The 23,648-nt window shown below is 67.8% G+C and carries 20 protein-coding genes and 1 tRNA gene; 5 read left to right on the top strand and 16 right to left on the bottom strand.

Annotation, left to right across the window (positions count from 1 at the left end; translation table 11 throughout):
- Positions 1-101 precede the first annotated feature (101 nt).
- The 6 genes from ACE3OK_RS05610 to rnd form a co-directional block, all read right to left on the bottom strand.
- Complete coding sequence (locus tag ACE3OK_RS05610) at positions 102-626, bottom strand: hypothetical protein (RefSeq protein ID WP_374248572.1); 525 nt, start codon at positions 624-626, stop codon at positions 102-104.
- Positions 623-3,517 (bottom strand): VIT domain-containing protein, encoded by a 2,895-nt coding sequence (locus ACE3OK_RS05605; RefSeq protein ID WP_374248571.1) that lies wholly within the window; start codon positions 3,515-3,517, stop codon positions 623-625. Before ACE3OK_RS05605 ends, ACE3OK_RS05610 begins: the two co-directional genes overlap by 4 nt.
- Before the next feature lie 188 nt (positions 3,518-3,705).
- Positions 3,706-6,339: a methyl-accepting chemotaxis protein gene (locus tag ACE3OK_RS05600; RefSeq protein ID WP_374248570.1), complete on the bottom strand. Its 2,634-nt coding sequence runs from the start codon at positions 6,337-6,339 to the stop codon at positions 3,706-3,708.
- 227 nt (positions 6,340-6,566) lie between these two features.
- On the bottom strand, positions 6,567-7,823 hold the full coding sequence (locus ACE3OK_RS05595) for an MFS transporter (RefSeq protein ID WP_374248569.1): 1,257 nt from the start codon (positions 7,821-7,823) through the stop codon (positions 6,567-6,569).
- A 62-nt stretch (positions 7,824-7,885) separates the two neighbouring features.
- Positions 7,886-7,961 (bottom strand) — tRNA-Phe (locus ACE3OK_RS05590).
- 114 nt (positions 7,962-8,075) lie between these two features.
- Entirely contained in the window at positions 8,076-9,155 is a 1,080-nt protein-coding gene (gene rnd, locus ACE3OK_RS05585; RefSeq protein WP_374248568.1) for a ribonuclease D, read from the bottom strand.
- 119 nt (positions 9,156-9,274) lie between these two features.
- Here rnd and ACE3OK_RS05580 point away from each other — a divergent pair, with 119 nt between their 5' ends.
- Positions 9,275-11,107 carry an SUMF1/EgtB/PvdO family nonheme iron enzyme gene (locus tag ACE3OK_RS05580; protein WP_374248567.1) on the top strand — a complete coding sequence of 611 codons (1,833 nt, stop codon included), beginning with the start codon at positions 9,275-9,277 and terminating at the stop codon, positions 11,105-11,107.
- 12 nt (positions 11,108-11,119) lie between these two features.
- On the opposite strand, the gene phaR is transcribed toward ACE3OK_RS05580, so the two are convergent.
- Complete coding sequence (gene phaR, locus ACE3OK_RS05575; RefSeq protein WP_374248566.1) at positions 11,120-11,608, bottom strand: polyhydroxyalkanoate synthesis repressor PhaR; 489 nt, start codon at positions 11,606-11,608, stop codon at positions 11,120-11,122.
- Positions 11,609-11,688: 80 nt separating this feature from the next.
- On the opposite strand from phaR, the gene ACE3OK_RS05570 reads away from it, so the two are divergent.
- Positions 11,689-12,486: a ThiF family adenylyltransferase gene (locus tag ACE3OK_RS05570; protein ID WP_374248565.1), complete on the top strand. Its 798-nt coding sequence runs from the start codon at positions 11,689-11,691 to the stop codon at positions 12,484-12,486.
- Positions 12,487-12,592: 106 nt separating this feature from the next.
- Here the strand turns inward: ACE3OK_RS05570 and ACE3OK_RS05565 are convergent, their stop codons facing one another.
- Both ACE3OK_RS05565 and ACE3OK_RS05560 read right to left on the bottom strand, forming a co-directional pair.
- The gene (locus ACE3OK_RS05565) at positions 12,593-13,354 is read right to left on the bottom strand and encodes a TatD family hydrolase (protein WP_374248798.1); all 762 of its coding nucleotides are present in this window, start codon (positions 13,352-13,354) and stop codon (positions 12,593-12,595) included.
- Position 13,355: 1 nt separating this feature from the next.
- Complete coding sequence (locus ACE3OK_RS05560) at positions 13,356-13,577, bottom strand: DUF6116 family protein (RefSeq protein ID WP_374248564.1); 222 nt, start codon at positions 13,575-13,577, stop codon at positions 13,356-13,358.
- A gap of 154 nt (positions 13,578-13,731) precedes the next feature.
- Between ACE3OK_RS05560 and ACE3OK_RS05555 the strand changes: the two genes are divergently transcribed.
- The 3 genes from ACE3OK_RS05555 to ACE3OK_RS05545 all read left to right on the top strand — a co-directional run bounded on the left by ACE3OK_RS05555 (position 13,732) and on the right by ACE3OK_RS05545 (position 18,203).
- Positions 13,732-14,547 (top strand): glycine zipper 2TM domain-containing protein, encoded by an 816-nt coding sequence (locus ACE3OK_RS05555; protein WP_374248563.1) that lies wholly within the window; start codon positions 13,732-13,734, stop codon positions 14,545-14,547.
- 207 nt (positions 14,548-14,754) lie between these two features.
- Positions 14,755-15,918, top strand: coding sequence for an acyl-CoA dehydrogenase family protein (locus ACE3OK_RS05550; RefSeq protein ID WP_374248562.1), 1,164 nt, complete (start codon positions 14,755-14,757; stop codon positions 15,916-15,918).
- Between the two features lie 11 nt (positions 15,919-15,929).
- Positions 15,930-18,203, top strand: coding sequence for a thiamine pyrophosphate-dependent enzyme (locus ACE3OK_RS05545; protein WP_374248561.1), 2,274 nt, complete (start codon positions 15,930-15,932; stop codon positions 18,201-18,203).
- A 58-nt stretch (positions 18,204-18,261) separates the two neighbouring features.
- On the opposite strand, the gene ACE3OK_RS05540 is transcribed toward ACE3OK_RS05545, so the two are convergent.
- The 7 genes from ACE3OK_RS05540 to ACE3OK_RS05510 all read right to left on the bottom strand — a co-directional run bounded on the left by ACE3OK_RS05540 (position 18,262) and on the right by ACE3OK_RS05510 (position 23,639).
- On the bottom strand, positions 18,262-18,894 hold the full coding sequence (locus ACE3OK_RS05540) for a PepSY-associated TM helix domain-containing protein (protein WP_374248560.1): 633 nt from the start codon (positions 18,892-18,894) through the stop codon (positions 18,262-18,264).
- Positions 18,895-18,904: 10 nt separating this feature from the next.
- Complete coding sequence (locus ACE3OK_RS05535) at positions 18,905-21,034, bottom strand: TonB-dependent receptor (RefSeq protein ID WP_374248559.1); 2,130 nt, start codon at positions 21,032-21,034, stop codon at positions 18,905-18,907.
- Between the two features lie 123 nt (positions 21,035-21,157).
- Positions 21,158-21,853 (bottom strand): MgtC/SapB family protein, encoded by a 696-nt coding sequence (locus ACE3OK_RS05530; protein ID WP_374248558.1) that lies wholly within the window; start codon positions 21,851-21,853, stop codon positions 21,158-21,160.
- Between the two features lie 21 nt (positions 21,854-21,874).
- Entirely contained in the window at positions 21,875-22,207 is a 333-nt protein-coding gene (locus tag ACE3OK_RS05525) for a non-heme iron oxygenase ferredoxin subunit (RefSeq protein ID WP_374248557.1), read from the bottom strand.
- On the bottom strand, positions 22,204-22,749 hold the full coding sequence (locus ACE3OK_RS05520) for a GNAT family N-acetyltransferase (RefSeq protein ID WP_374248556.1): 546 nt from the start codon (positions 22,747-22,749) through the stop codon (positions 22,204-22,206). The genes ACE3OK_RS05525 and ACE3OK_RS05520 overlap by 4 nt, the downstream gene beginning before the upstream one ends.
- 33 nt (positions 22,750-22,782) lie before the next feature.
- Positions 22,783-23,220, bottom strand: coding sequence for a barstar family protein (locus ACE3OK_RS05515; protein ID WP_374248555.1), 438 nt, complete (start codon positions 23,218-23,220; stop codon positions 22,783-22,785).
- Complete coding sequence (locus ACE3OK_RS05510; protein ID WP_374248554.1) at positions 23,217-23,639, bottom strand: ribonuclease domain-containing protein; 423 nt, start codon at positions 23,637-23,639, stop codon at positions 23,217-23,219. The genes ACE3OK_RS05515 and ACE3OK_RS05510 overlap by 4 nt, the downstream gene beginning before the upstream one ends.
- Positions 23,640-23,648: the final 9 nt, after the last annotated feature.

Below are 23,648 nucleotides of genomic sequence, written 5' to 3'. Positions count from 1 at the left end.
CGCAAATACCGCGTTGCAGTGCGGTTTCAGGCGGTTATTCCATGCCTATCTCCGCACCAATTGCACCACCTGGAACATCCCGCAACACCCCTGAAACCGCGCTACGGCGCGGTTTTTTGTTGCCCGGCAGGGCAGTGGACGGTGGCGTTCGGCGGCATTTGCGGTGGCGGGTGGCTGGCGCTGGATGCGTCCGGAAAGCCGCAGCGCAGGGTGAGCCACGGCACATGGCGCGCACGATTTTCCAGTACCAGTACCGGCAATGAAGCAGGCAGGCGGCGTGCCGAGTGGGTGGGCAGCAGGGCTCCCTGGGCGAGGATGTGGTCGCCGGAGCGGAGTTGGAAGCAGTGTTGCGCCCAGAGATCATCAAGGCCGTTGGCCTGGCCACGATATTGCACGCGTGTGCCGGCCGCGTTGGAAGCCAGCCACATGTCGCTTGCGGCCAGGCCCCAGCGTGACGCCGGTAGCGGCTGGCCACATCGCTCCAGTTGCCCCGCGGGGGAGGGGGACGACAGCCAGAGCGAAACGCGCCGTTGGGCGGGATTCCCCGGCACCGTTTGCGCCATGGCCTGCATCAAGGCCAGCACCAGCAGCGTGCTGGTGGCGGCATGCAGGAGGGGCCGGTTCATGGCGCGTCTTTTCCTGCGGCGATCGGCGCGGCCACCAGGGTGCCGCCCGGCTGCACGGTGAAGCTGCCCACGGCCACGTCGCCGGATTGTTCCAGCAGGCGCAGGCTGATTGTTTGTTGTTGCAGGGCGGGGCTGCCGAAACCGGTTTGCAGTGCCACGTTGACGGTGGCGCCGCGCGCCAGCCGTGCCAGCCGGCTGCCGTAGTAGCGCACGGAAACCTGGTACTTGCCTGGCTTGGGCGTGCGCAGGATGAACTCCTCGGGGCCGTAGCCGGCGGTGAAATCGCGCGAGATGGCTCCCCCTTGATAGCTGTTGCGATGGGCGTAATACACCTCTTCGCCATGGGGATCGGTGACGTGCAGGTCGATGTCGGTGTCGTTCAGGTCCCAGCGCAGTACCACCCGCAGGCCCACCGGCAGCGGGGTTTGCAGGGCGTCGGGCAGGTTGCCGGTCCCGGCGCCGGGGCAGCGCGTGCGCAGGTCGTTGCGCTCGGCCAGCGCGATCAGGCCGATATCGGCGAAGCGCGGCGACCACGGGGTTTCCACCACGTGCTCCAGCAAGGTCATGGCTTCACCGCAGGTGGCGGGCGCTTGCAGGGCCAGCGCAAGGTCGCGGAACGATTGCGGTTCGTCCGGGGCCAGCAACGGAAGCTGCCGCAGCAGTGCCACCGCCTGTGCCTGCAGGCCGGCATCCTGCAGGCGGTAGGCCACCAGGCGCAGGCTGGCCTGGTCACGCGGCAGCAATTCCACGATGTTGCCCAGCACGCGCCAGCCACGCCGGGCATCACCGAGTTCGAACAGGCGTTGCGCGACATCGAAGTGGAAGGCAGGGCTTTGGCCGTACTGGTCGCGCAGGCCCAGATAGCGTTGGTACGCCACCTCCGCCGATGGCGCGGTGCGCAGCTCGGCCACGTAGGGTGAATCCATCATCACCGCCTGCAACTGCATCGCAATGACGGGACTGGCGGCTTCCGACTCCGGCGAGGCCATGTCGGCCGCCGCCGGTGCGGGGGCGGGAGGCGGGGCACCCGTTTCCATCATGGCGGCGGTCACCGATACCCTGCGCGATTGCTGGCGCGCCTGTTCGTGCTGCTCCTGTTCGCGACGGGCGGCCTCGCGGGCACGTTCTTCCGCCCAGCGCGGGCGTGGGTCGTCCTTCGGGAACGGCTGGTTCCACCATGCCGTGCGGGCTTCCCAGCCGCGCTGGATCGCCTCGCGGTTCTCCGCCCAGGCGACGGCCTTGCGTGCCTCGGCCTGCTGGCGTTGTTGCAGCACGCGCGCACGCAGCACGGCATCGGCCTCGGGGGGCAGGATGCCGTTGCGAACGTAGTCGTCGTCGCTTTCCAGCACCAGCAGGCTGGTTTCGCGGTTGGCCACGCCGAAACGCTCCCCCAGCATGGCCAGCGCGGCGCGGTTGCGCTCCGGCTGTGCTTCCAGGTCTTCCGCTTGCCATGTGGCGCACCAGAACGCGGCCATGCGGGCGCTGTGCGCGGCTTTTGCCTTGTGCGATTGCACGCGGATGCCCGACGGGGTGGCGTGGGCGATGGCCAGCGCGGGAATGGCACCGGGCTGGTTGGCGACGTGGCAGGCGTGCAGCGCACCGCTGACGACGGTGCTGCGCTCCAGGTGCCAGTGGCCGTCCAGCGGCCCCGGCCTGGCCTGCAATGCCGGCGGTTGCTGCAGTGCGCGCAGCGCCTGCGCGGGGGTGAGCAGGGAAAGGTCGAGCACCTGGCCGCCGCCACGGGCCAGCCAGCGGGCCTGCGCAGCATCGGCGAGGGTACGGCCGATCACGAAGACGGGGGCGTTGGCGGGTGTGGTGACGACGCCAGGCAAGGTGGCGTGGGCATCACTGAACAGCAAGACCTGCCTGGCCGCCGGGTCGGCGCGCCAATCGGCCAGGGCGGTGGCACCGTCGGCGGTTTCGGCTTGCAGGCTGGCGATCAGCCGGTTCAACTGGGCCTGGTTGGCCAGATGCACCTGGCGGCGTTCGATGGTCTCGCGCAGCACGCTCACGGTGACATCCAGCGTGCGTCCGGCGAGATGGGACGCCAGCAGTTGCAGCTCCTGGGTACGGTCCACGCCGAGCATGCTGAAGGAGGCATCCCAAACCACTTCGATGCGTGCCGGCGGTGGCAGCGCCGGCAGCGGCTGCGCCGTGGGCGTGACCGGCACTTCCAGCCAATGCATTTGCAGGCCATCGGCGAAGGTGGCGCTGAACGCCGCATCGCCGGCCGGGGCAGGCAGGCAGACGTCGCGGCTGTCGGTGACGCCACGGACCGCCCAATTGGCACCGTAGGTGTCGTTGGCAGCGGTGAAGTGCAACGCTTGCGCCTGGCGTGGCCGGGTGCTGGCGGTGACTTGTGCTTGCAGGGCGCTGCCGGCCGGCAAGGCCGGGGCCAGGTGATGCTGCCAGCCACAGGCCGCGCGCGTGGCCAGGCTGGCCACGTCCACCCGCAGCCTGCGCTCGCCATGGGCGGGTACCGGGAACACCCGGATGCTGTAGCGGTTGCCGGTCTCCTGCTGCGCCAGTGCCGGGTCCACCCGGCCACGCACGGTGTCCTCGAACGCCGCCCGCGCCTGCACGCGTTCCACCGGCACGGCCTGCCGCAACTGGCCGTCGATATCCAGTGCATAGCCATGCAGGCGCTCATTGGCGGCCAGTGGCAGCAGCACCGTGGTTTCCAGGGCGCGGTCGTGCGGGTTGTGCAGCACCAGTTCGATTTCGCGCACCGCGAACGGCCCATCCAGCCGCCAGGCGAGGCGTGCTGCGGCGATCTGCACTTCGCCATCGGCCCGGATGGCGGGTGCGGCGGGGTTGGTGGCCGGGGTGGCAAGGCTGCCACCCAGGGCGAGGCTGGCGAGGGCGATGCGTGTGGTGCGGGAAGGTTGCATTGCGGAGGATCCTGGTGATTGGAGCCAAGGAGGCCGGGGCAAGAGACGGAGCATGGCGCGGGTGCCGTGGATTGCCAACGCACGGGCACGGCGAACGGGGTCGAACGCCCCCGGGATGCATGCGATCGCCCGGGCGGCCCCGGGCAGGTTGCCGCTGGCGGGGCTGTGTCCGGCCCCGGGGCGTGGCCTCATTGCAGGCGGAAGATGGCGACGATGGCAGCCAGTTCGTCGGCCTGCTCCTGCAAGGCATGCGCGGCGGCGGTGGCTTGTTCCACCATCGCGGCGTTCTGCTGGGTGACGCCATCCATGTGGGTGATGGTCTGGTTGACCTGTTCGATGCCGGCGCTCTGCTCTTGCGAGGCGGAGGAAATCTCGGCCATCAGGTCGTTCACCCGGCGCACGGCACCGACGATTTCCTGCATCGTGCTGCCGGCATTGGCCACCAGCGCCGCGCCATGGTCCACCCGCTGCACCGAATCACCGATCAGGCGCTTGATCTCCTTGGCGGCTTCGGCGGAGCGTTGCGCCAGTGCCCGTACTTCGCCGGCCACCACCGCGAACCCGCGCCCTTGCTCGCCGGCGCGCGCGGCTTCCACTGCGGCGTTCAGGGCGAGGATGTTGGTCTGGAAGGCAATGCCGTCGATCACGCCGATGATGTTCTCGATCTGGCGCGAGGCGGTGGTGATGCCGTTCATCTGCTCGACCACCTGCGACACCATGGTGCCGCCGCGCGCGGCGATGTCGGCGGCACCGGTGGTCAACTGCCGGGCCTGGTTCGAGGATTCCGCGTTGTTCTTCACGGTGGAGGTCAGCTCCTCCATCGAGGCGGCAGTTTCTTCGAGGCTGGCGGCTTGCTGCTCCGAGCGCTGCGACAAATCGGCGTTGCCGGCGGCGATTTCGCGTGCCGCGCTGTGGATGGCCTCCACTGCGTTCTGGACGCGGCGCATGATGTCGGCCAGATGCTCGGCGGTGGCGTTGGTGTCGTCGCGCATGCGCCCGAACACCCCGTGGTAATCGGCGGTGATGCGCTGGGTCAGGTCGCCTTCCGCCAGTGCGCCCAACACCCGTTGCACGTCGGCCAGGGTGGCGGCGTTGGCATCCAGCATGCTGTCCACGCCTTCGGCCAGGCGGCGGAAGAAGCCGGTCTTGCCGTCGAGTTCGATGCGCTTGGACAGGTCGCCTGCGGCGGCGGCATCGATGACCTCGGCCACCTCCGATTCCACCGCCACCTCCTGGCTGCGGTCGCGCCACTCCACCACCACGCCCAGGCGCTGGCCGTCTTCGGCGATCACCGGGGCCACGGTCTGCGCAAATACCGCGCTACCCAGATCCAGTTCCTGCTGTTGCAAGGCATGGATACCCGAGAGGTCGGCCGCGCCCTGCGGCTGCAAGTGCGCCACCGGCTGGCCTTCCGGCTGCGCAAGGTTGGCAAGCGGGAGCCGGCGTGCCAGGGTCAGGCGATGGTTGTCCAGCAGCTTGCGCATTGCCGGGTTGGCGTAGACCACCATGCCGGCGGCATCGGCGATCAGCATCGCCGTGTCGGCGTTGTCCAGCGCGATGCGCACGCGCAGGTTTTCCGCGGCGATCTTGCGTTCGGCCTCCATTCGCGCCTTCAGGTCCACTTGCATCTTGCGCAGCGCGCGCGACACCTGGCCCACCTCGTCGTTGCCACCGCTGGCAATGGCGTAGTCCAGTTGCCCGGTCGCCACCGCATCCACGCCGCGCACGATGCCATCCAGCGGCACACCGATCAGCCGGCGCAGCAGCAGGACCACCACCACGACCAGCACCAGCACGCTGACCACGCCCACCGCGATCACCCGGTTGCGGATTTGCGACACCCCCGCCATCACCGCATCCGCCGGGGCCGTCACCATCAGCATGAAGACATCCGGGGAGTGGCCCACGGTCACCGGCACGTACACGCGGAACACTTCGCCATGCACCACCGTGCCCTGTTCGCGGCGGCGCACGATCTCGCCCTTGGCCAGCGCCGCCTGTATCTCGCGCAGGTCCTGCCGCCACGGCTTGCCCAGCAATTCCTTCTCCGGCCCGGCCAGCATCTTGCCGGTGGGCGAGAACAGGCGCACCACGCCGCGCTGGTAGGGGCGCACCTTGGCCAGGCTGGCCTGGATGGCGTCAAGGCTGATGTCGGCACCGGCCACGCCGCGGAACTGGCCGTCCACCTTGATCGGCACCATCAGGCTGGTCATCAGCACGCGCTTGCCGGACACATCGTCATCGTAGGGTTCGAACATCAGCTCGTCGCCGCGGTCATGGGCCGCGACGTAATATTTTTCGGCGTCCGGGCCGCTGACTTTCAGGTCATTCTCATGGCCCACCGCATTCTGCAAGGTCACGTCCCCGGATGCGGCACGGGTCCAGTACACCGAGGCGCGGCCCGCGTCCGTGCTGACCTTCTGTGCGGGCGACAGGGTGGCCACGAAGGTTTTCAAGCCATCGGCGTCGGGCTCGCCCTGCGGCCAGTTGCGTGCAAAGTCGGCATCCTTGCCATCCAGTCCGTCGGGTTCCATTTCCAGCCAATACCCCAGCACCGCCGGGTCGGAGGCGGCGTTGAGGCGGGCCAGGTCGGAAATTTCGGCACGCTTGTCGGTGCCGTGGGCGATGACCAGTTGGGTGCCACTTGCCATGCCGCGCACGCGCGAGAGGGTTTCGGTGGCGGAACCGCGCACCTTGGCGGCTTCTGCCCGTGCCAGCTGTTCCAGCTCGTCCATGGCGGTGGCTTCCTGCACCTGCGCCGCTTTCTGCTGGATCATCCATGCCGCGCCGCTGAAGCACAGCGTGGCGATGATGCCAAGCACGACTGCAGTGCGCGCAGTGACGGATTGCAACCCCAACCCCAAGCTTTGCGAACGCATAGGCACTCCCGGTCGCGAATGAACGATGCATGCGCCCATCCCGGCCGCCCCGTGCGATCCACCGCCAGCAACGTCGCTGCCAGTCAGCTCCCCACAAGGGGTTAACGGTCGTGCGCTGGCAGCCTTGATCGATGGGCGGCAGGCCGGGGGCGGTGCCGGTGGAGGGGGGATCAGGATTTCCGGAGCAGGCCGAGCAGGGCCAGGCCGCAGAACAAGGCACCCGCACGGAAGGTGAACGAGGGCCCGAGCTGGTCCCACAGCAGCCCGGCAACGATGCTGGCGACCAGCATGGCCAGGCCGCTGACCAGATTGAAAAACCCGAAGGCGGTGCCGCGCAGGTCGGCGGGCGCCGCCTCTGCCACCATCGTCGCCAGCAAGCCCTGGGTCATGCCCATGTGGATGCCCCACAGCGCAACGCCTGCGAGGACGGTCGTCCAATGGGCGTCCATCGCCAGGACCAGGTCGGCCACAAGCAGCACGACCAGGCCCCAGGCCAGCAAGGATGCGTGACTGATCCGGTCGGACAATTTCCCGAATGGATAAGCCGATCCGGCATAGACCGCGTTCATGGCCACCATCACCAGCGGCACCCAGGCAAGGGCGATCCCGCCCTGCTGCGCCCTGAGCACCAGAAACGCCTCGCTGAACCGCGCCAGCGTGAATACCGCCCCCACGCCGACCACCCGCCAGTACCGACTTTGCAGGCGGCTGAGGTTTTCGCGGCGGATCGGGTTGCTGCGCTTCTCGCCCACATGCCGCGCCGGCTCGCGCACCCCGAACAGCAGCAGCGCGACCGCCAGCAACCCCGGAACCACCGCCACCCAGAACACCGCCCGGAAGTCGTTGGCCCACAGCAGCATCAGGCCGACCGCCAGCAGCGGGCCAAGCACCGCCCCCACGGTGTCGAGGGCCTGGCGCAGGCCGAATGCCGCGCCCAGCACCTCCGGCGGCGCGATGTCCGCCACCAGTGCGTCACGCGGGGCACCGCGCACCCCCTTGCCGACACGATCCAGCAGGCGTGCCACAAGCACGATGCCGGTGGAGGACGCAATCGCAAACAGGGGCTTGGTCAGCGCGCCCAGAGCGTAGCCGAAGACGGCCAGGGCCTTGCGCTTGCCCAGATAATCGCTGATCGCGCCCGAGAACACCTTGACGATCAGGGCCGTGGATTCGGCCAGCCCCTCGATCACCCCCACGACCAAGGCGCTGGCTCCCAGGGCACCAACCATGAACAGCGGCAGCAAGCTGTGGATCATCTCGGAGGAGATATCCATCAGCAGGCTGACGAATCCCAGGACCCAGATGCCGACGGGAATCTTGCTGGGCCCGATGGCCCGGTTCGCATCTGTCATCGCCGGGGCTCGCTTGAAGGTCGTGCACGGAATGATCGCACTGTGGATGGCGCGCGAGAAACGGCGCGCGCCCACCACGCGGCTTGGGGAATCCACAAACAAAAACGCCCAACCGAGAACGGTTGGGCGCTGAATTTTGGTGGCTCGGGACGGAATCGAACCGCCGACACGGGGATTTTCAATCCCCTGCTCTACCAACTGAGCTACCGAGCCAGGCTGTATTGCGAGCCGCGCATGATACGGACTGCGGGCGGGTTGGGCAAGCGTTGGTTGCATGCCGCGCCGCCGGGAACCGGGCGGCACGGCGGCGGTGCGCCGGGGACCGCCTTACAGCAGCGGGGCGAGGCGGGGTTCCAGCAGGGGGCGACGCCAGCCGGACAGCGGGCCTTGCCAGCCGGCACCATCCTGCAGGCTTTCCAGCAGGCGGCGCGAGGCGAGCACGCTTTCCGGCAGTTGCAGTTCGTTGGCAAGGGCGGTGACGGCGTCCTGCAGGGCGCGCAGTTGTTTCTTGTCGCGATCGTCGCCGCGTACCAGCGGGGCCTTGGCTTCGTCGGGCAGCGCGGTGTTCAGTGCTTCCCACAAGGGCGTGCGCAGGCTGCGCGGGGCTTTGGGATTGGCGTCCAGCAGTGCGTCGAAACGCAGCCGGCTATCGAGTTTCTGGCGGGCCAGGGTGGCGGCAAGCTCGTTGTCCAGGATCCAGCTGCGCGGCCGGTCGCTGCTGCGTGCCTGGCGATCGCGCCAGCGCAGCAGGCGCAGCAGGCGGCGCTGGCCATCGGCATCCAGGAACTGCGCGCTGCGCATCGACAGGTGCGGCCAGCGTTCGCCGTCGCCATCGGCGGCATGCGCCAGTTGGCGGGCGCTGTCTTCGGCCAGCCAGTGCGCGCGGCCGCTGGCGTCCAGGCGGGCGTGCAGGTGGCGGTGCATGGCATGCAGGTGGCGCACGTCGTCGGCAGCGTAGTCCAGCTGTGCCGGTGACAGCGGGCGGCGCAGCCAGTCGGAGCGGGTTTCGCCCTTGGCCAGTTCCACGCCGGTCACCGCCTGCACGAGTTTCTGGTAACTCAGGCCGGCGCCAAGCCCGCACAAGGCGGCGGCGGCCTGGGTGTCGAACAGCGGGGAGGGCAGGGCCGCGCATGCGTGCTGGAAGGCCACCAGGTCCTCGCTGGGGCTGTGCATGATCTTCAGCACGGCCGGGTTTTCCAACAATGGCACCAGCGCCGCGCACATGCCGGGGATTTGCGGGTCGACCAGCAGGATGTCGCCGTCGGTGTCGCCCAGGGCGATCTGCACCAGCGCCAGTTGCGGCCAGTAGGTGCGCTCGCGGATGAATTCGGTATCCAGCCCGACCGTGGCGGGTGGGGCGGCAAGGCGCGCACGCAGCGCGTCGGGGGTGTTGATCCATTGTGTCATCCGCACATTATGCGGTTGCCGGCGCGGTTCCCATGCCCTAAGTTCGTGATCGAAGCTCCGGCGGGGTGCCGGCATTCACGGAGACGGGCTTGCGGGCAGGTGGCGTACCGCGTGTGGCGATGTTGGCCCTGCTGGCCCTGGCCGGTTGCAAGCCTGCGCCGGAATCGCCGGAATTGGCCTTGCAGCCGGTGCCTCGCCAGCAGCCATTGCCGGTGCAGGCGGACAAGCCGGAGTTGCAGGGGCGGGTGCGCATCCAGGGCGACGATGCGTTGGCCGGCGACTTGAGTTGGTCGTTGCCGGATGTCCGCATCGACAGCCCCAGGCGCGCGCGCGCGGCGGCGCTGCGGGCGCTGGCGCGCGGCGATCTGTTCGAAACCCCGCAATCGGCGATCCCGCTGTTGCTGGCGCTGCGCAAGTTGCAGCCCGGGGATGCCCGGGATGCGCGATTGCTGGAACAGGCGCGGCAGGCATTGCTGGCGCAGGCGCGGGTGGCACTGGCGGCCAGCGAGGATCCGGCGGCATTGCGCTATGCGCAGCGGATGGGCAGCGTGTTGCGCGTGCTGTGGCCGGACCTGGCCGATGTGCAGATGTATCTGGCCGACGTGGATCGCGTCGGGCAGGCCTTCGATCTGTGTTCTGCCGGCGCTGTCGCGTTGCGCGCGGGCCGGCTGGACGTGGCCGGCGGGGCCCTGGAGGCGTTCCGGCGGGCGCAGGCGTTGTGGCCGGGCCCGGCGTGCGCGCCGGCAGGCCTGGCCGCGGTGGAACAGGCATTGATGGATGGCGCTCTGCAGCGCGCCGTGCAAGGGGATTTCGATGGCGCCTACCGGCAAGTGGCGCGAGCCGATGCCGTGCGCCATGACCCGGCCACCATTCCGGCGGCGCGCACGCGCATCGAGGGAATTCGTGCCGACCGCATTCGCCGATTGGGCGACGAAGGCTTGATGGCGCTGGGCGATGCCGATCTGCAATATGCGCGCGAGCGGCTGGCCGAAATCCTGCGCATCGCCCGGCCCGGCGACCAGGTCAGCGTGGCGTTGCGCGAGCGGATCGACCTGGTCAGCCACTACGGCCTGTTCCGTCCGGGCCAGGTCTTCAGCGATGCGCTGGAATCGGGGGGGCGCGGGCCCTCCCTGGTGGTGGTGCCCCATGGCCGCTTCCAGATGGGCGCATCGACCGACGCCCCCGACGCCCGGGTGGAAGAGCAACCGCGCCACTGGGTGCAATTCCAGCGTGGTTTCGCGATCGGGCGCTTTGAAGTCACGGTGGCGGAATTCCGTCGGTTCGTGGACGCGACCGGTTACCAGCCGCGGGCCACCCAACGCGGGCATTCGATGGTCTACGACGTGCGCAGCGGCAACTTCCTGCGTGCCAGCGGCGTGGATTGGCGTTCCGGCTACGATGGCCGGCCGGCGGCCGGTGACATGCCGGTGTTGCACGTGACCGCGCGTGATGCCGAGGCGTATGCCGCCTGGCTGAGCGTGCAGACCGGCGCGCATTACCGGTTGCCCAGCGAGGCCGAATTCGAATACGTCCTGCGCGCTGGCGGCTCCGGTCGCTACCCGTGGGGTGATGGCGCGCCGCCGCCCGGCGTGGGCAACCTGGCCGGCAGCAGGGATGTGTCGCCACAGGGGCGGCACTGGAGCAATGCGTTCCCAGGGTACGGCGACGGCTGGTGGGGGCCGGCTCCCGTGGGCAGCTTCACTGCCAATGCGTTTGGCGTGCACGACATGGTGGGCAATGTCGGCGAGTGGGTGGCCGATTGCTGGCACAAAGGCTACCGCCGGGCACCTTCCAATGGCGCGGCATGGGTGAACCCCGGGTGCCGCAACCGCTTGCATCGCGGCGGGGCGTGGTCGAGTGCGCCGGTGCAGGTGCGTTCGGCATGGCGAACCTCCGGCGGGGTGGACATCACCAACGCCCGCGTGGGGTTCCGAGTCGCGCGGCAGCTCTGAGGCCGTGCCCGCTCAACGCGGCTTGCGGGTGTCCTTGTCGCGCACGCTGTTGGGGCCGGTGCCCATGCCGCCACTCAGGTTCTGCTGGAAATCCTTCCACAGCGTCATGTTGCGCTCGGTGAGCTGGTTCAGCATCGCCCACGGCGTTTGCCCCAGCATGCCGCCCATCTGCGAGCGGAATTGCTGCTGCTGGTCGAGGAACAGCTGCATCGAGCGCTCCAGGTAATTGCCCATGAAGCCCTGCAACGAATCGCCGTAGAAGCGGATCAGCTGGCTGAGCATCTGGGTGGACAGCATCGGTTGGCCGTCTTGCTCGTGCTCGGTGATGATTTGCAACAGCACCTGCCGGGTCAGGTCCTCGCCGGTCTTGGCGTCGCGCACCTCGAAGGCTTCGCCGTCGACGATCAGCTGGCGCACGTCCTCGATGGTGATGTAGCTGGAAATCTCGGTGTCGTAGAGACGGCGGTTGGGATACTTCTTGATGACGCGAATCGCGGACATTGAGCAAGGACTCGAAGCGGCGCTGCCGGCAGCATGGCGCAGCGCAGCACGGCTTGCAAGATGACCACTAGACTATGCGCATGGGAAACGACCTCAAGCAGCGTTTTGGCGGCATCGACCGCCTGTACGGTGGCGGCGCGCTGGCGCGCCTGTCGCAGTGCCACGTCACCGTGGTGGGCATCGGTGGCGTGGGGTCGTGGGCGGTGGAGGCGTTGGCGCGCAGCGGCGTGGGCAAGCTCACCCTGATCGATGCCGATGATGTGTGCGTGTCCAATACCAATCGCCAGTTGCCGGCACTGGAGGGGCAATACGGCCGCGCCAAGATCGAAGCGATGGCCGAGCGTTGCCGCGCGATCAACCCCGGCATCGCGCTGGATCTGAAGCCGCAGTTCCTCACGCCCTCGAACCTGGATGACCTGCTGGGCGCGCCGGTGGGCCTGGTGCTGGATGCTTGCGACAGCTTCCGCAGCAAGGTGGAAATGATCGCGTACTGCCGCCGCCGCAAGCAGCCGATCATCGCGGTGGGTTCGGCCGGCGGACGCAGCGACGTCACCCAGATCCGGGTGCGCGATCTTTCGCGCACCGAGCACGACGCGATGCTGTCGCTGATCCGCAAGAAGCTGCGCGGCGAGTTCAATTTTCCCAAGAACCACGACCGCTATTTCGGCGTGCCGGCGGTGTATTCGCTGGAGAACGTGCGCTATCCGCAGGCCGATGGCAGCGTCTGCGGCGTGCGTCCGTCGCTGGGCAAGGACGAGGCGCTGAAGCTCGACTGCGGCGCGGGGCTGGGTGCGGCCACCCACGTGACCGGCGCGTTCGCGTTCGCGGCAGTGGGCAAGGCGATGGAGATGCTACTCAAGCCGGCGAAGCAGGGTTGAGCGATCAGCGGATGGAGACTTGCCGGACCTGACGCTTGCAAGTCGTGCCCCGATACTCGCTTGGTTGCGAGCGCCAGGCCCGGCAAGGCCTGCAGTCAATCGCGTCTTACAGGGCAAACAGCCGTCGCGCGTTGGCGCTCGTGGCGCTGGCGATTTCTTCCCGCGGCACATTGCGCAGCGTGGCGATCACGTCCAGCACTTCCAGCAAGTGCGCCGGCTCGTTGCGTTGGCCGCGCTGCGCGGCACCGGGCTGATCGGGGCTGTCGGTTTCCAGCAGCAACTGTTCCAGCGGCATGCTGGCGACGATGCCGCGCAGGCGGTTGGCGCGCGTGAACGTGACCGGGCCGCCGATGCCGAGCAGGAAACCGAGTTTGTGCAGTTGCGCGGCCTGTTCGGCGCTGCCGGAAAAGCTGTGCACCACGCCGCGCAGGCCGGGGTAGCGGCGGATCGCGGCAAGCACCGCATCCACTGCGCGGCGCGCGTGCACGATCACCGGCAGGCCGAACTCCCGTGCCAGACGCAGCTGTCCATCGAAGCAGGCGTGCTGCGCGTCGGCGTCGAGCCCCGCGACGAAGAAGTCCAGCCCGCATTCGCCCACCGCCAGCGGGCGCTCGCGTTCGATCCAGTCGCGCAGCTGGCGCAGGTGTTCCGGGCGGTGGTCGGCCAGGTACATCGGGTGCAACCCGTAGGCGGGATGCAGGCCGGGAAACAGCGTGCAGACGGCTTTCAGTTTCGGCCAGCCGGCGGCACCCACGGCCGGCACGATCTGGACATCCACACCGGCGGCCAGCGCGCGCGCATGCGCGGCGGCGCGGTCGGCATCGAACTCTGCGGCATCGAAATGGCTGTGGCTGTCGACCAGCCGCATGTCAGTGCCGGACATTGCCTTCGATGGGGGGCATGCCGGCGGCGGGCTTCTTCTTCCAACGGGACAACAGCAGCGTGCCCAGGCCCAGCAGCAGGTCATCCCAGGGAATCAGGTTGGGGATCAGCACGTCCACGCAGAACAAAGCGGCCACCACCAGGAACAACCGTGGGTGACTGAGGCCGGCCAGCCAGCGCAGCAAGGGGGCGAGCAGGAATTTGCGCATCCCGGGACGCTAGCACAGGTGCCGGTCGCGAAGCGCAAGCTGAACGGCGGCACGGGAAGGCTGCCGTTGCTGCGCGCGCGTTCAGTTTCACCGTGCTGCAATCGAAATCGGGACAGGGGCGTCCAAACACACCTAACTCCGCGGGAGCAAATCCATGCCGAACAACAACACCATCGCCATTGCCATCGCCGCCTTGCTGGTGGGGGGCGTGGCCACCGCCGGTTACATGAACAGTCGCGCCAGCAAGCCGGTGGCCCCCGTGCCAGCCACTGCCGTTGCACCGGCGCTGCCGCAAAGCCAGGAGCCCGGCCCGGCCGGCAATGCCATTCCTGCCCCCGGCCGGCTGGAATACGCCGACGTGATCGACGTCAAGCCGGTGTCCTCCAGCGAGCCGCTGTACGCCACCGTGATCGGCAGTGAGCCGATCCGCGAAACCAGCACGTCCAACACGCCGCAGCAAGTCTGCCGGGACGTGGTGGTGCAGGAGCGCCTGCCCGAACGTGACGGCAACGTGGGCGGAACCGTGGCCGGCGCGTTGATCGGCGGGTTGGTGGGCAACCAGGTCGGCAAGGGCGATGGCCGCAAACTGGCGACCGTGGCGGGCGCCGTGGGTGGCGGCTACGTGGGCCATGAAATCGACAAGCGCCACCAGGGCGGCCGCGTGGTCGACCGCACCGAGCGCCAGTGCCGTACCGTCAACAATGCCAGCACCAGCGAGCGCACGGTGGGGTGGAATGTTACCTACCGCAACCCGGATGGCAGCACCGGCAGCATGCGCACCGACAACAAGCCGGGCAGCCGGATCGCGCTGGGCAATGCCGACCGGACCACGGGCTACGACGTGACCTACCGCTACAACGGCCAGCAGCGCACCGTGCGCATGGCGCAGATGCCGGGCACCCAATTGCCGGTGCTCGATGGCCAGGTGGTGACGCAGACGGCGTCGGTGGACGGTGGCGCGATGCGCTGATCCGTTCGCAAAGGTGGGCATCGTCATTCTGCGGGGCCGGAGCGATCCGGCCCCGTTGCGTTGCGGGCTTTCGCGGATTGGATGGCAAAACGCACGAGTCGGCGGGCGAGATGGTCGTTTTGCGCAGGTTTTGTGGGCAAAACGAATGTTCCGCCTGTGCGTCATGCCCGCTTACAATGGCGGTTTGACAACCATCGAGCGCGCGCCATGGCCCTGAATCCGTACGATCTCTTTGATGTCCGTTCCCTGTTGAGCGAAGAAGAACGCGCGGTGCAGGACACCGTGGCACGCTTCACCAATGAGCGCGTGATCCCGATCATCGGCGAGGCGTTCGATCAAGGCCGTTTCCCGAAGGAACTGGTGCCGGAGATTGCCGAACTGGGCCTGCTGGGTTCGTCGCTGCCGGAGAAGTACGGCTGCGCCGGCCTCAACGGCGTCAGCTACGGCCTGATCTGCCAGGAGCTGGAACGCGGCGATTCCGGCATCCGCAGCTTCGTCAGCGTGCAGAGCTCGCTGTGCATGTATCCCATCTATGCCTACGGCAGCGAAGAGCAGCGCATGCGCTGGCTGCCGGACATGGCGGCGGGCAAGGTGATTGGCTGCTTTGGCCTGACCGAACCGCACGGCGGCTCCGACCCGGCCAACATGAAGACCCATGCCAAGCGCGACGGCGATGACTGGCTGATCAATGGCAGCAAGATGTGGATCACCAACGGCAATCTGGCCGACATCGCCATCGTCTGGGCGCAGACCGACGACGGCATCCAGGGCTTCCTGCTGGAAAAGGGCATGCCCGGTTTCACTGCGCAGGAAATCAAGCACAAAATGAGCCTGCGCGCCTCGGTCACCAGCGCGCTGTTCTTCGACAACGTGCGGGTGCCGGATTCCAGTCGCCTTCCCAATGTGAAGGGGTTGAAGGGCCCGCTGGGCTGCCTGACCCAAGCCCGCTACGGCATCACCTGGGGCCCGATCGGCGCGGCCATTGCGTGCCTCGACGAAGTGCTGGGCTACACCAAGGAACGCATCCTGTTCGACCGCCCGGTGGCCGCCACCCAGAGCGCGCAAATCAAGATGGCTGAGATGGCCCGCCGTATCACTTTGGCGCAATTGCTGGTGCTGCAACTGGGCCGCTTGAAAGATGCCGGCACCATGGCCCCGCAGCAGGTGAGCCTGGCGAAGTGGAACAACTGCCGGATGGCGATCGACATCGCCCGCGAATGCCGTGATTTACTGGGCGGCGCGGGCATCACCACCGAGCACGCGGCGATCCGCCACGCGCTCAACCTCGAATCCGTCATCACCTACGAAGGCACCGAAACCGTGCACCAGCTGGTGATCGGCCGCGAGCTGACCGGCATCAACGCGTTCTGATCGGGCAGGCCATGTTCAACACCGTCCCCAATCCCATTCCGGCCCGCATGAAGGGCCTCAATCGCGCGGAAATCTGCGACGTCAATTTCACCGAGTTCGTGAAGCACTGGAATGGGGCGGTGCAGCCGCGCCCGGCAGCCGATGAAGCCATCCTCGACGGCAGTGCACTCACCGCGCAGGGCTTCCGCGAGCTGTTCCAGTCGCAGTTGATTTCGCGCCATCTCGACTTGATGGCGCGCGTGCTGCGGGTGCAGAACAAGGTCTTCTACACCATCGGCAGCAGCGGCCACGAAGGCAATGCGATGGTCGCGCGCGCCACGCGCCATACCGATCCGGCGTTCCTGCACTACCGCAGCGGCGGCTTCATGGCCGAACGCTTCCGCAAGTTGCCGGGCATGGACCCGATCATGGATTCGGCACTGTCCTTCGCCGCCAGCGCGGAAGACCCGGCCAGCGGTGGCCGCCACAAGGTCTGGGGCAGCAAGCCGTTGTGGGTGCTGCCGCAGACCTCGACCATCGCCTCGCATCTGCCGAAGGCGCTGGGCACCGCGGTGGCCATCGAAACCGCAAAGCGCATCGGCCATCCGCTTCCCGTTCCCGATGACAGCATCGCCATCTGCTCGTTCGGCGATGCCAGTGCCAACCACGCCAGCGCGCAGACCGCCTTCAATGCCACCAGTTGGATGGCATACCAGAAGCTGCCGGCACCGGTGTTGTACGTGTGCGAGGACAATGGCATCGGCATCTCGGTGAAGACGCCGAAGGACTGGATTTCCGCATCCTTCCGCAATCGTCCCGACCTCGATTATTTCTTCGCCGATGGCCTCGATCTGGCCAGTGGTTACGGCGACGTGCTGCGCGCGGTGGAGCATTGCCGCAAGACCCGCCGGCCGACCTTCCTGCACCTGCGCACCCAGCGCATCATGGGCCACGCCGGTACCGACTTCGAGATCGAGTGGCGCAGCTTCGAGGAGCTGTGCGCGGTGGAGGCGGGTGATCCGCTGCTGCGCTCCGCGGCCATTGCGCTGGAGTCGGGGTTGATGTCGAAGGACGAGATCCTCGCGCTGTACGAGGACACCCGCAAGAAGTGTTTCGCCGCCGCGGAAGACGCCGACCAGCGCCCGCGCATCGAAACCCTGGAACACGTGATGCGCCCGTTGGCGCCGTACACCCCGGACAAGGTCATGGCCGAGGCCACCCGCGTGCCGGCGCCGGAAGCGCGGGTGAAGGCGTTCGGCAGCGAGGAGAAGTTGCCGGAAAGGCAAGCGCCCAGGCACTTGGCCATCCAGATCAACCAGGCCCTGCACGACCTGTTCGCCAAGTATCCGGAAACCCTGTTGTTCGGCGAGGACGTGGCCCAGAAGGGGGGCGTCTACACCGTCACCAAGGGCCTGTACAAGGCGTTCGGCCCGCGCCGGGTGTTCAACTCGCTGCTGGATGAAACCACCATCCTCGGCATGGCGCAGGGGTTTGCCAATGTCGGGTTGCTGCCGGTGCCGGAAATCCAGTACCTGGCCTACCTGCACAACGCCATCGACCAGTTGCGCGGCGAAGCCTGCTCGTTGCAGTTCTTCAGCAACGACCAGTTCCGCAACCCGATGCTGGTGCGCATCGCCGGCCTGGGTTATCAGCGCGGCTTCGGCGGGCACTTCCACAACGACAACTCCATCACCGCGCTGCGCGACATCCCCGGGCTGGTGGTGGGCTGCCCGTCGCGCGGCGATGACGCGGCGATGATGCTGCGCACGCTGGCGGCGCTGGCGAAGGTGGATGGCCGCGTCTGCGCCTTCCTCGAGCCGATCGCGCTGTACATGACGAAGGATTTGTTCGAGGCCGGCGACGGCCAGTGGTTGACCGAGTATCCGGCGCCGGATCAGGCATTGGTGCTGGGCGAGGAGCGCGTCTACAACGCGGACGCCACCGACTGCGTGATCTTCAGCTTCGGCAACGGCATGCCGATGAGCCTGCGCGCCGCGCGCCAGATCGAAGCCCGGTACGGCTGGAAGGTGCGGGTCGTGGACTTGCGCTGGCTGGTGCCGCTGAACCATGCGGCGATTGCCCGGCATGCCGGCGAGTGCGCGCGCATCCTGGTGGTGGACGAGGGTCGCCACAGTGCCGGTATCGGCGAAGGCGTGATCACCGCGATCACCGAAGCCGGTTTCGGCGGCAAACCGCTCAAGCGCGTGGTGGGAGCCGATACCTACACCCCGCTGGCGGGCGCGGCGTTCCTGGTCATTCCCAAGGACGAGGATATCGTGGCGGCGGCGGACGCATTGGCTGGCTGAACGTCCCCCGCTTGTGCGCGCGCCTTCCTGCATCCGTGCAGGAAGGTGCGCAGGCCACTCAGAGCACCGCCAGGCCCGTGATGGCGGCAAACACCAGGGTGGACAGCCCCATCACGCTGAACACCATGTCGCGCATGCTGCGGCCACGCGCCCACATCCAGATGCCGGACAGGCCCAGCAACAACATGCCAACGGCGAAGCTGTCGGCCAGCAGGGTCCAGGCCACGCTGCCGGCGACGGCTTTGTGCAGCCGGTTGAAGGCGGCCAGTGGTGAATGATGGCTGCGCTTGAGGGTGGCCGCGTCACTCCCCGGCTGGTATTCCAGCGACCACGAGTTCCCCGCCGTGCCACCGCTGAGGGACCATTTCATCGCCGGTTTGCCTTCCCCGCCGCCTCCCGGCCCACCCTTGCGGATGAGCTGGGCATCGAGGTGCCGGGTGCGTTGCAGCCAAAGCGACAGTTGCTCCGGCGTGCCGCGTGCCTCCATCGGGATGGCCAGGGTGGTGCGTGCGGTTTCACGGCTGTCGCCCTGTGGCCAGGCGTTGTCGCCGATGCGGTGGTTCAGCACCAGCCCGGTGAATCCGTAGAGGAGCGCGGCCAGCGCGCCCCAGGCACCGATCCACAGGTGCAGTTGGCGCATCCAGCGGTAGGCGACGTTGCCGCGCCTGCGTGTGCTTGGGTTGGCGGTCATCGGCGCGGGCTCAGTAGCGGAAATTCACGCTCACCCACGCGCTGCGTGGTGCGCCGGGGCTGATGTTGTTGTTGCTGTTGGCGCTGGCGAAGTAGCGGATGTTGCCGAGGTTCTCCACGTTGAGCTGGAGTTGCAGGCCGGGGCTGAGGGTCCAGAACACCGCGGCATCCACGCGGGTGAAGGCGGGCAGCGTGACCAGGTTGTCCACGCTGGCATGGATGGCGCTGCGATACACCAGGCCCAGGCCGGCGCCGAAGCGGTCGTTGAAGTCGTAGCGGTTCCACAGCGACGCCGAGTTGCGCGGCAACTGCGCCAGCCGGTTGCCCTTCAGCGCGGTGGCCGATTGGGTGTTGGTGATCTCGCCGGTCTGCCATGCGTAGCCGCCCATCACCTGCCAGTGCTCGCTCACGCGGCCAGCCAGCCCCAGCTCCACGCCCTTGGTGTACTGGCCATCGACGAGGATGAGCCGGGTTGCGTCGGCCGGGTCGGTCACCGCCACGTTGCCGCGATCGAGGCGGTAGACCGCAAGGCTGGCTTGCAGGTCGCTGCGGATGTCCCATTTCGCGCCGAATTCGCGGTTGACGAAGCTTTCCGGCTTCAGCGTCGCATTGCTGGCACTGAGCGATGCCAGTTGGTCCCCGGCGCGCGGCTGGAAGGCCCGGCTGTAGGTCGCATAGACCGACACGGATTGCAGCGGCTTGTAGATCAGCCCGGCGCGCGGCGAAAGCATGCCGTCGCTGCTGCTGAACACCTGCGCAGTGCGATTGTTGCGGAGATCCACGCGGAACCTGTCATGGCGCAGGCCGACGATGGCCTGCCAGCGGGTGGAGAACTCGATCTGGTCCTGCAGGTACAGCGCGGCGGTCCTGGCGACACCGTGGTTGTCGGCGTCGGTAGCGCTCTGGAGGAAGTTCACCGGGATATCGACATCGGGGCTGGCCACCGGCACCACGTTGCTGCCGGGCGCGAAATACGCCGTGCGGCGGAAGTTGTCGGTCACCTGCCGGCCAAGTTCCATGCCGGCCAGCAGCGTGTGGCGCACGCCGTTGCCCGCCGTCTTCCACACCAGGTCGGTCTGGTTGAACAGGTTGCGCCGCCGGGTATCGTTGCGGTAACCCGACAGCGTGACCAGGGTGCCGGTGGCATCGACCGCACCCGGGAACACGTTCTGGTAGTACTTGTCGTAGTCGGCCCAGCGCAGGTGGTTGCGCACGCTCACGCTGTCGCTGAATGCGTGGTCGAGGATGGCGTCGAAGGCATCGACGTCGGCTTCGGTCGTGCTGACCTTGGAGTTGCCGAAAAACGTGGAGGGGTCGGTGTCCAGCGGGCGACCGTTGAACGAGGGCACGCCACGGTCGGCGGTGCGCGCATCGTGGAAGTGCTCGTAGGACAGCACCAGTTGCGTCCGCGTGCCGAACAGGTGGTTGAAGCTGGGGTTCACGCCGTAGCGCTTGAGATGGAAGCCGTCGCGGAAGCTGTCGGAATTCTCGTACACCGAGGTCACGCGGAAGCCATCGGCATCGCCGATGCCGATGCCGTAGTCCAGGGTGCCGCGACGGCGCAGGCCGGAGCCGGCCTGCAGGCTGCCGCTGCGATGGTTCATGCCGTCGGCCAGCTTGGTGATGCGGTTGATCACCCCGCCGCTGCCGCCGCGGCCGAAGATCATGGCGTTCGCGCCTTTCAACGCTTCCGCGCGGTCGAGGTTGTAGAGGTCGCGGAAGTAGGGCACGTCGTCGCGGATGCCGTCCACGTAGAAATCGCCGGTGGAACTGATGCCGCGCATCACCGGCTGGTCGCGGTTGCCCTCGCCCTGCGAGGTGCCCACGCCGGGCATGTAGCGGAAGGTTTCCGACAAGGTGCTCAAGCCCTGATCGGCCACCAGCTTGTCGGTGATCACGGTCATCGCCTGCGGCACGTTCAGCAGGGGGGTGTCGGTCTTGGTGGCCCCCCGGGTGCTGCGCACGTTGTAGTCCGGCAGGTAGCGCTGGCCGACCACGATCACCGCATCCACATCCTTGGCCGGGTCGCGCTTGCTGTCGTCAGGCGGGTCGGCAGCAAAGGCCGGGGTGCACAGGGCAAGACCGATGGCGAAGGCGAGGGGGGCGCGACAAGGGGACGGCCAGGTGGGCAGGAATGACATGCGAGGGCTCATGGGCAGGAAAGGCAGCAGTGCTGCGACTCGCGCATGATAATGATAATGATTCGCAATGGCAATTGATGCGGTGCCACCATGTCCCGTCCCGCAAGCCGTGCCGGGCCCTGCTCACTTGCCGTTGCCGTTGCCGTGCAGCTCCACCGCGGTCACCCCGGGCAAGCGGCTCAAACGCTCCATCTGTGCCAGCAGTTGCGGGTGCGGCAGCGGCGGCACGCATTCGATGTCGACCACGCCGGCCCCCTCGCCATTGCGGCGCAGGGTGAGGCTGGAAACCGCCAGCCCGGCATCGGCCAGCGCCGCCTCGATGGGGGCCAGCGGGCTGGCTTCGAGCACATGCAGGCGCAACTGGCTGCGGGCCGGACGCCGGTGCAGGTAGCGCTGCTCGATGGGCTTGAGCAGCGCCAGGATGCCCCACAGCAGCAGGGTGGTCATGCCGGCGGCAGCGTACAGGCCGGCACCCACCGCCAGTCCGATGGAGGCCACGGCCCACAGGCCGGCCGCCGTGGTCAGGCCGCGGATGACCTGTTCGCGCTGCAGGAACAGGATGGTGCCGGCGCACAGGAAGCCGATGCCGCTGACCACCTGCGCGGCGATGCGCGAGGGGTCGAGCACCATGCCGGCCTGGCCGGCAAGGTCGGTGAAGCCGAACGCCGAGACCAGCACGGTCAGCGCTGCGCCCACGCAGACCAGCATGTGGGTGCGCAGGCCGGCGGCCCATTCGTGGTGCTCGCGGTTGATGCCGATGACCGCCCCCAGCAGCGCGGCCAGCAGCAGGCGCAGGCCCATTTCCCACCATGCGATCATCGCGCACCCCCGCGGGCGTGGTCAGTGGCGGTCATCGCGCACGTAGACCTTGCCGTCTTCCACCTTCACCGGGAACTTGGCCACCGGTTCGTAGGCGGGTGCGCACAATGCGGTGCCTTCACGGACATCGAACTTCGCCCCGTGCAGCACGCACTCCACCTGTCCGGAGGCGGCATCGAAATGGCCGGCGGAGAGCTCGAAATCCTCGTGCGTGCACTGGTCTTCCAATGCATAGAACATGCCGTCCAGGTTGAACACGGCGATCGGCGTGCCGGTGGCATCGTCGAAAGCGACTTTCATCTCGCCGGGCAGCAGCTCGGCTGTGGTGCAGACATAGGTCCAGGCCGCGCTCATGCGGGGATGTCCTCGGGCAGGGGTTTTTCCAGGATTTCGAAACGCAGGTCATCGCGCAGGGGCAGGCCGAAACGCGCATCGCCGTACGGGAATGGTTTGAACACGCCGGTGCGGTGGTAGCCACGGCGCTGGTAAAACGCGATGAGCTCATCGCGGATGTCGATCACGGTCATCCGCATCGCCGGCAGTTGCCAGTCGTCGCGGGCGATGCGCTCGCATTCGGCCAGCACCAGCTTGCCGATGCCGGTGCCTTGCAGGCCGGGTTGCACCGCGAACATGCCGAAATAACCGCAGCCGTCTTCTTCGGCCACGTGCGCGCAGGCCAGCAGCGCGCCGTCGCGCTCGGCCAGCAGGATGCGGCTGCGCGGGCGGGCCAGGCAGGCGGCCACGTCATCCGTGCCGGTGCGGCGGCCGTCCAGGAAATCGGCTTCGGTGGTCCAGCCGGCGCGGCTGGCATCGCCGCGATAGGCCGATTCCACCAGTTGCACGATGGCGGTGGTGTCGGCGGCGGTGGCGGCACGGAAGTGCAGGAACGGGTTCATGCCGCCATGCTAACGCGGCAGCGGCGCGCGCATTCAGTCCAGCGGCGGGAAATCGGTGTCGGGCAGGGCAAGGAAGGCCCAGAACGCGATATTGCGTTCCTGCCAGTCCACGGTGGTGGCATCGAGGATGTCCAGCAGGGTGTCGAATGCGGTTTCGTCGGCGTCGCGCAGGGCATGGGTATTGGAGAACAGCAAGGTGTAGCCGGGGGCCGGCAACCACGACAAATCGCGCAGCTGGTCACTCAAGGCATCCCAGTTGCGCCCTTGCGTCGATGGCGTGGCCAGGGCATCGGCAAGCCGCGAGAGCAGGGTGGTTTTGTCCTCGCAACCTTGCAGGTCGATGCGGCGTACCAGCAGTTCGGCATCCAGTGCGGCGGATTCCAGGGTGGGAAGATCGTCCTCGGTGACGAAGAACACCCCGGCCAGACGGGGGTCGTCGAGGTCCAGGGTGGTGCTTTCGTCATCGATCATGGCGGGTTTCCCGGCACCTCGAAGCGGCGGAAGTGCGCATAGTGGTCATCGCTGTAATACCACGCGCGCGGCGGCTGCCCCCCGGTGACGATGCGCCGGGCACCGCGGTCGCGTGCGCCGGGAGTGTCCACAGTGTACTCGCGGTACCAGCCACGCGGCTGCCGTGGCAGGTGGCCTTCGCGATTGCCGAACACCTGGCCGTCCTGCCGGTGCGGAAACGGTCCGCCACGCCGGATCAGGGAGATGGTGGCGTGGGCTTCGGAGGGCAGGAAGGTGGGCAGGCCGGTGCCGGTGTCCCGCGCGATGTCGGGGGCCTTGCGCTGGCCGGGATCGATTGGCGGTGATGCCGGCCACAGGTACAGGCCCGCCAGCAGGGCGAGGCCCGCTGCGATCAAGGTCAGGCTGGCCGGTCGTTGCATGCGGGTCTT

It is taken from the genome of Thermomonas sp. (genome assembly GCF_041905325.1).
GTDB lineage: Bacteria > Pseudomonadota > Gammaproteobacteria > Xanthomonadales > Xanthomonadaceae > Thermomonas.
Note: the sequence above shows the minus strand (reverse complement) of the source record. Positions and strands in the feature narration are given on the sequence as shown.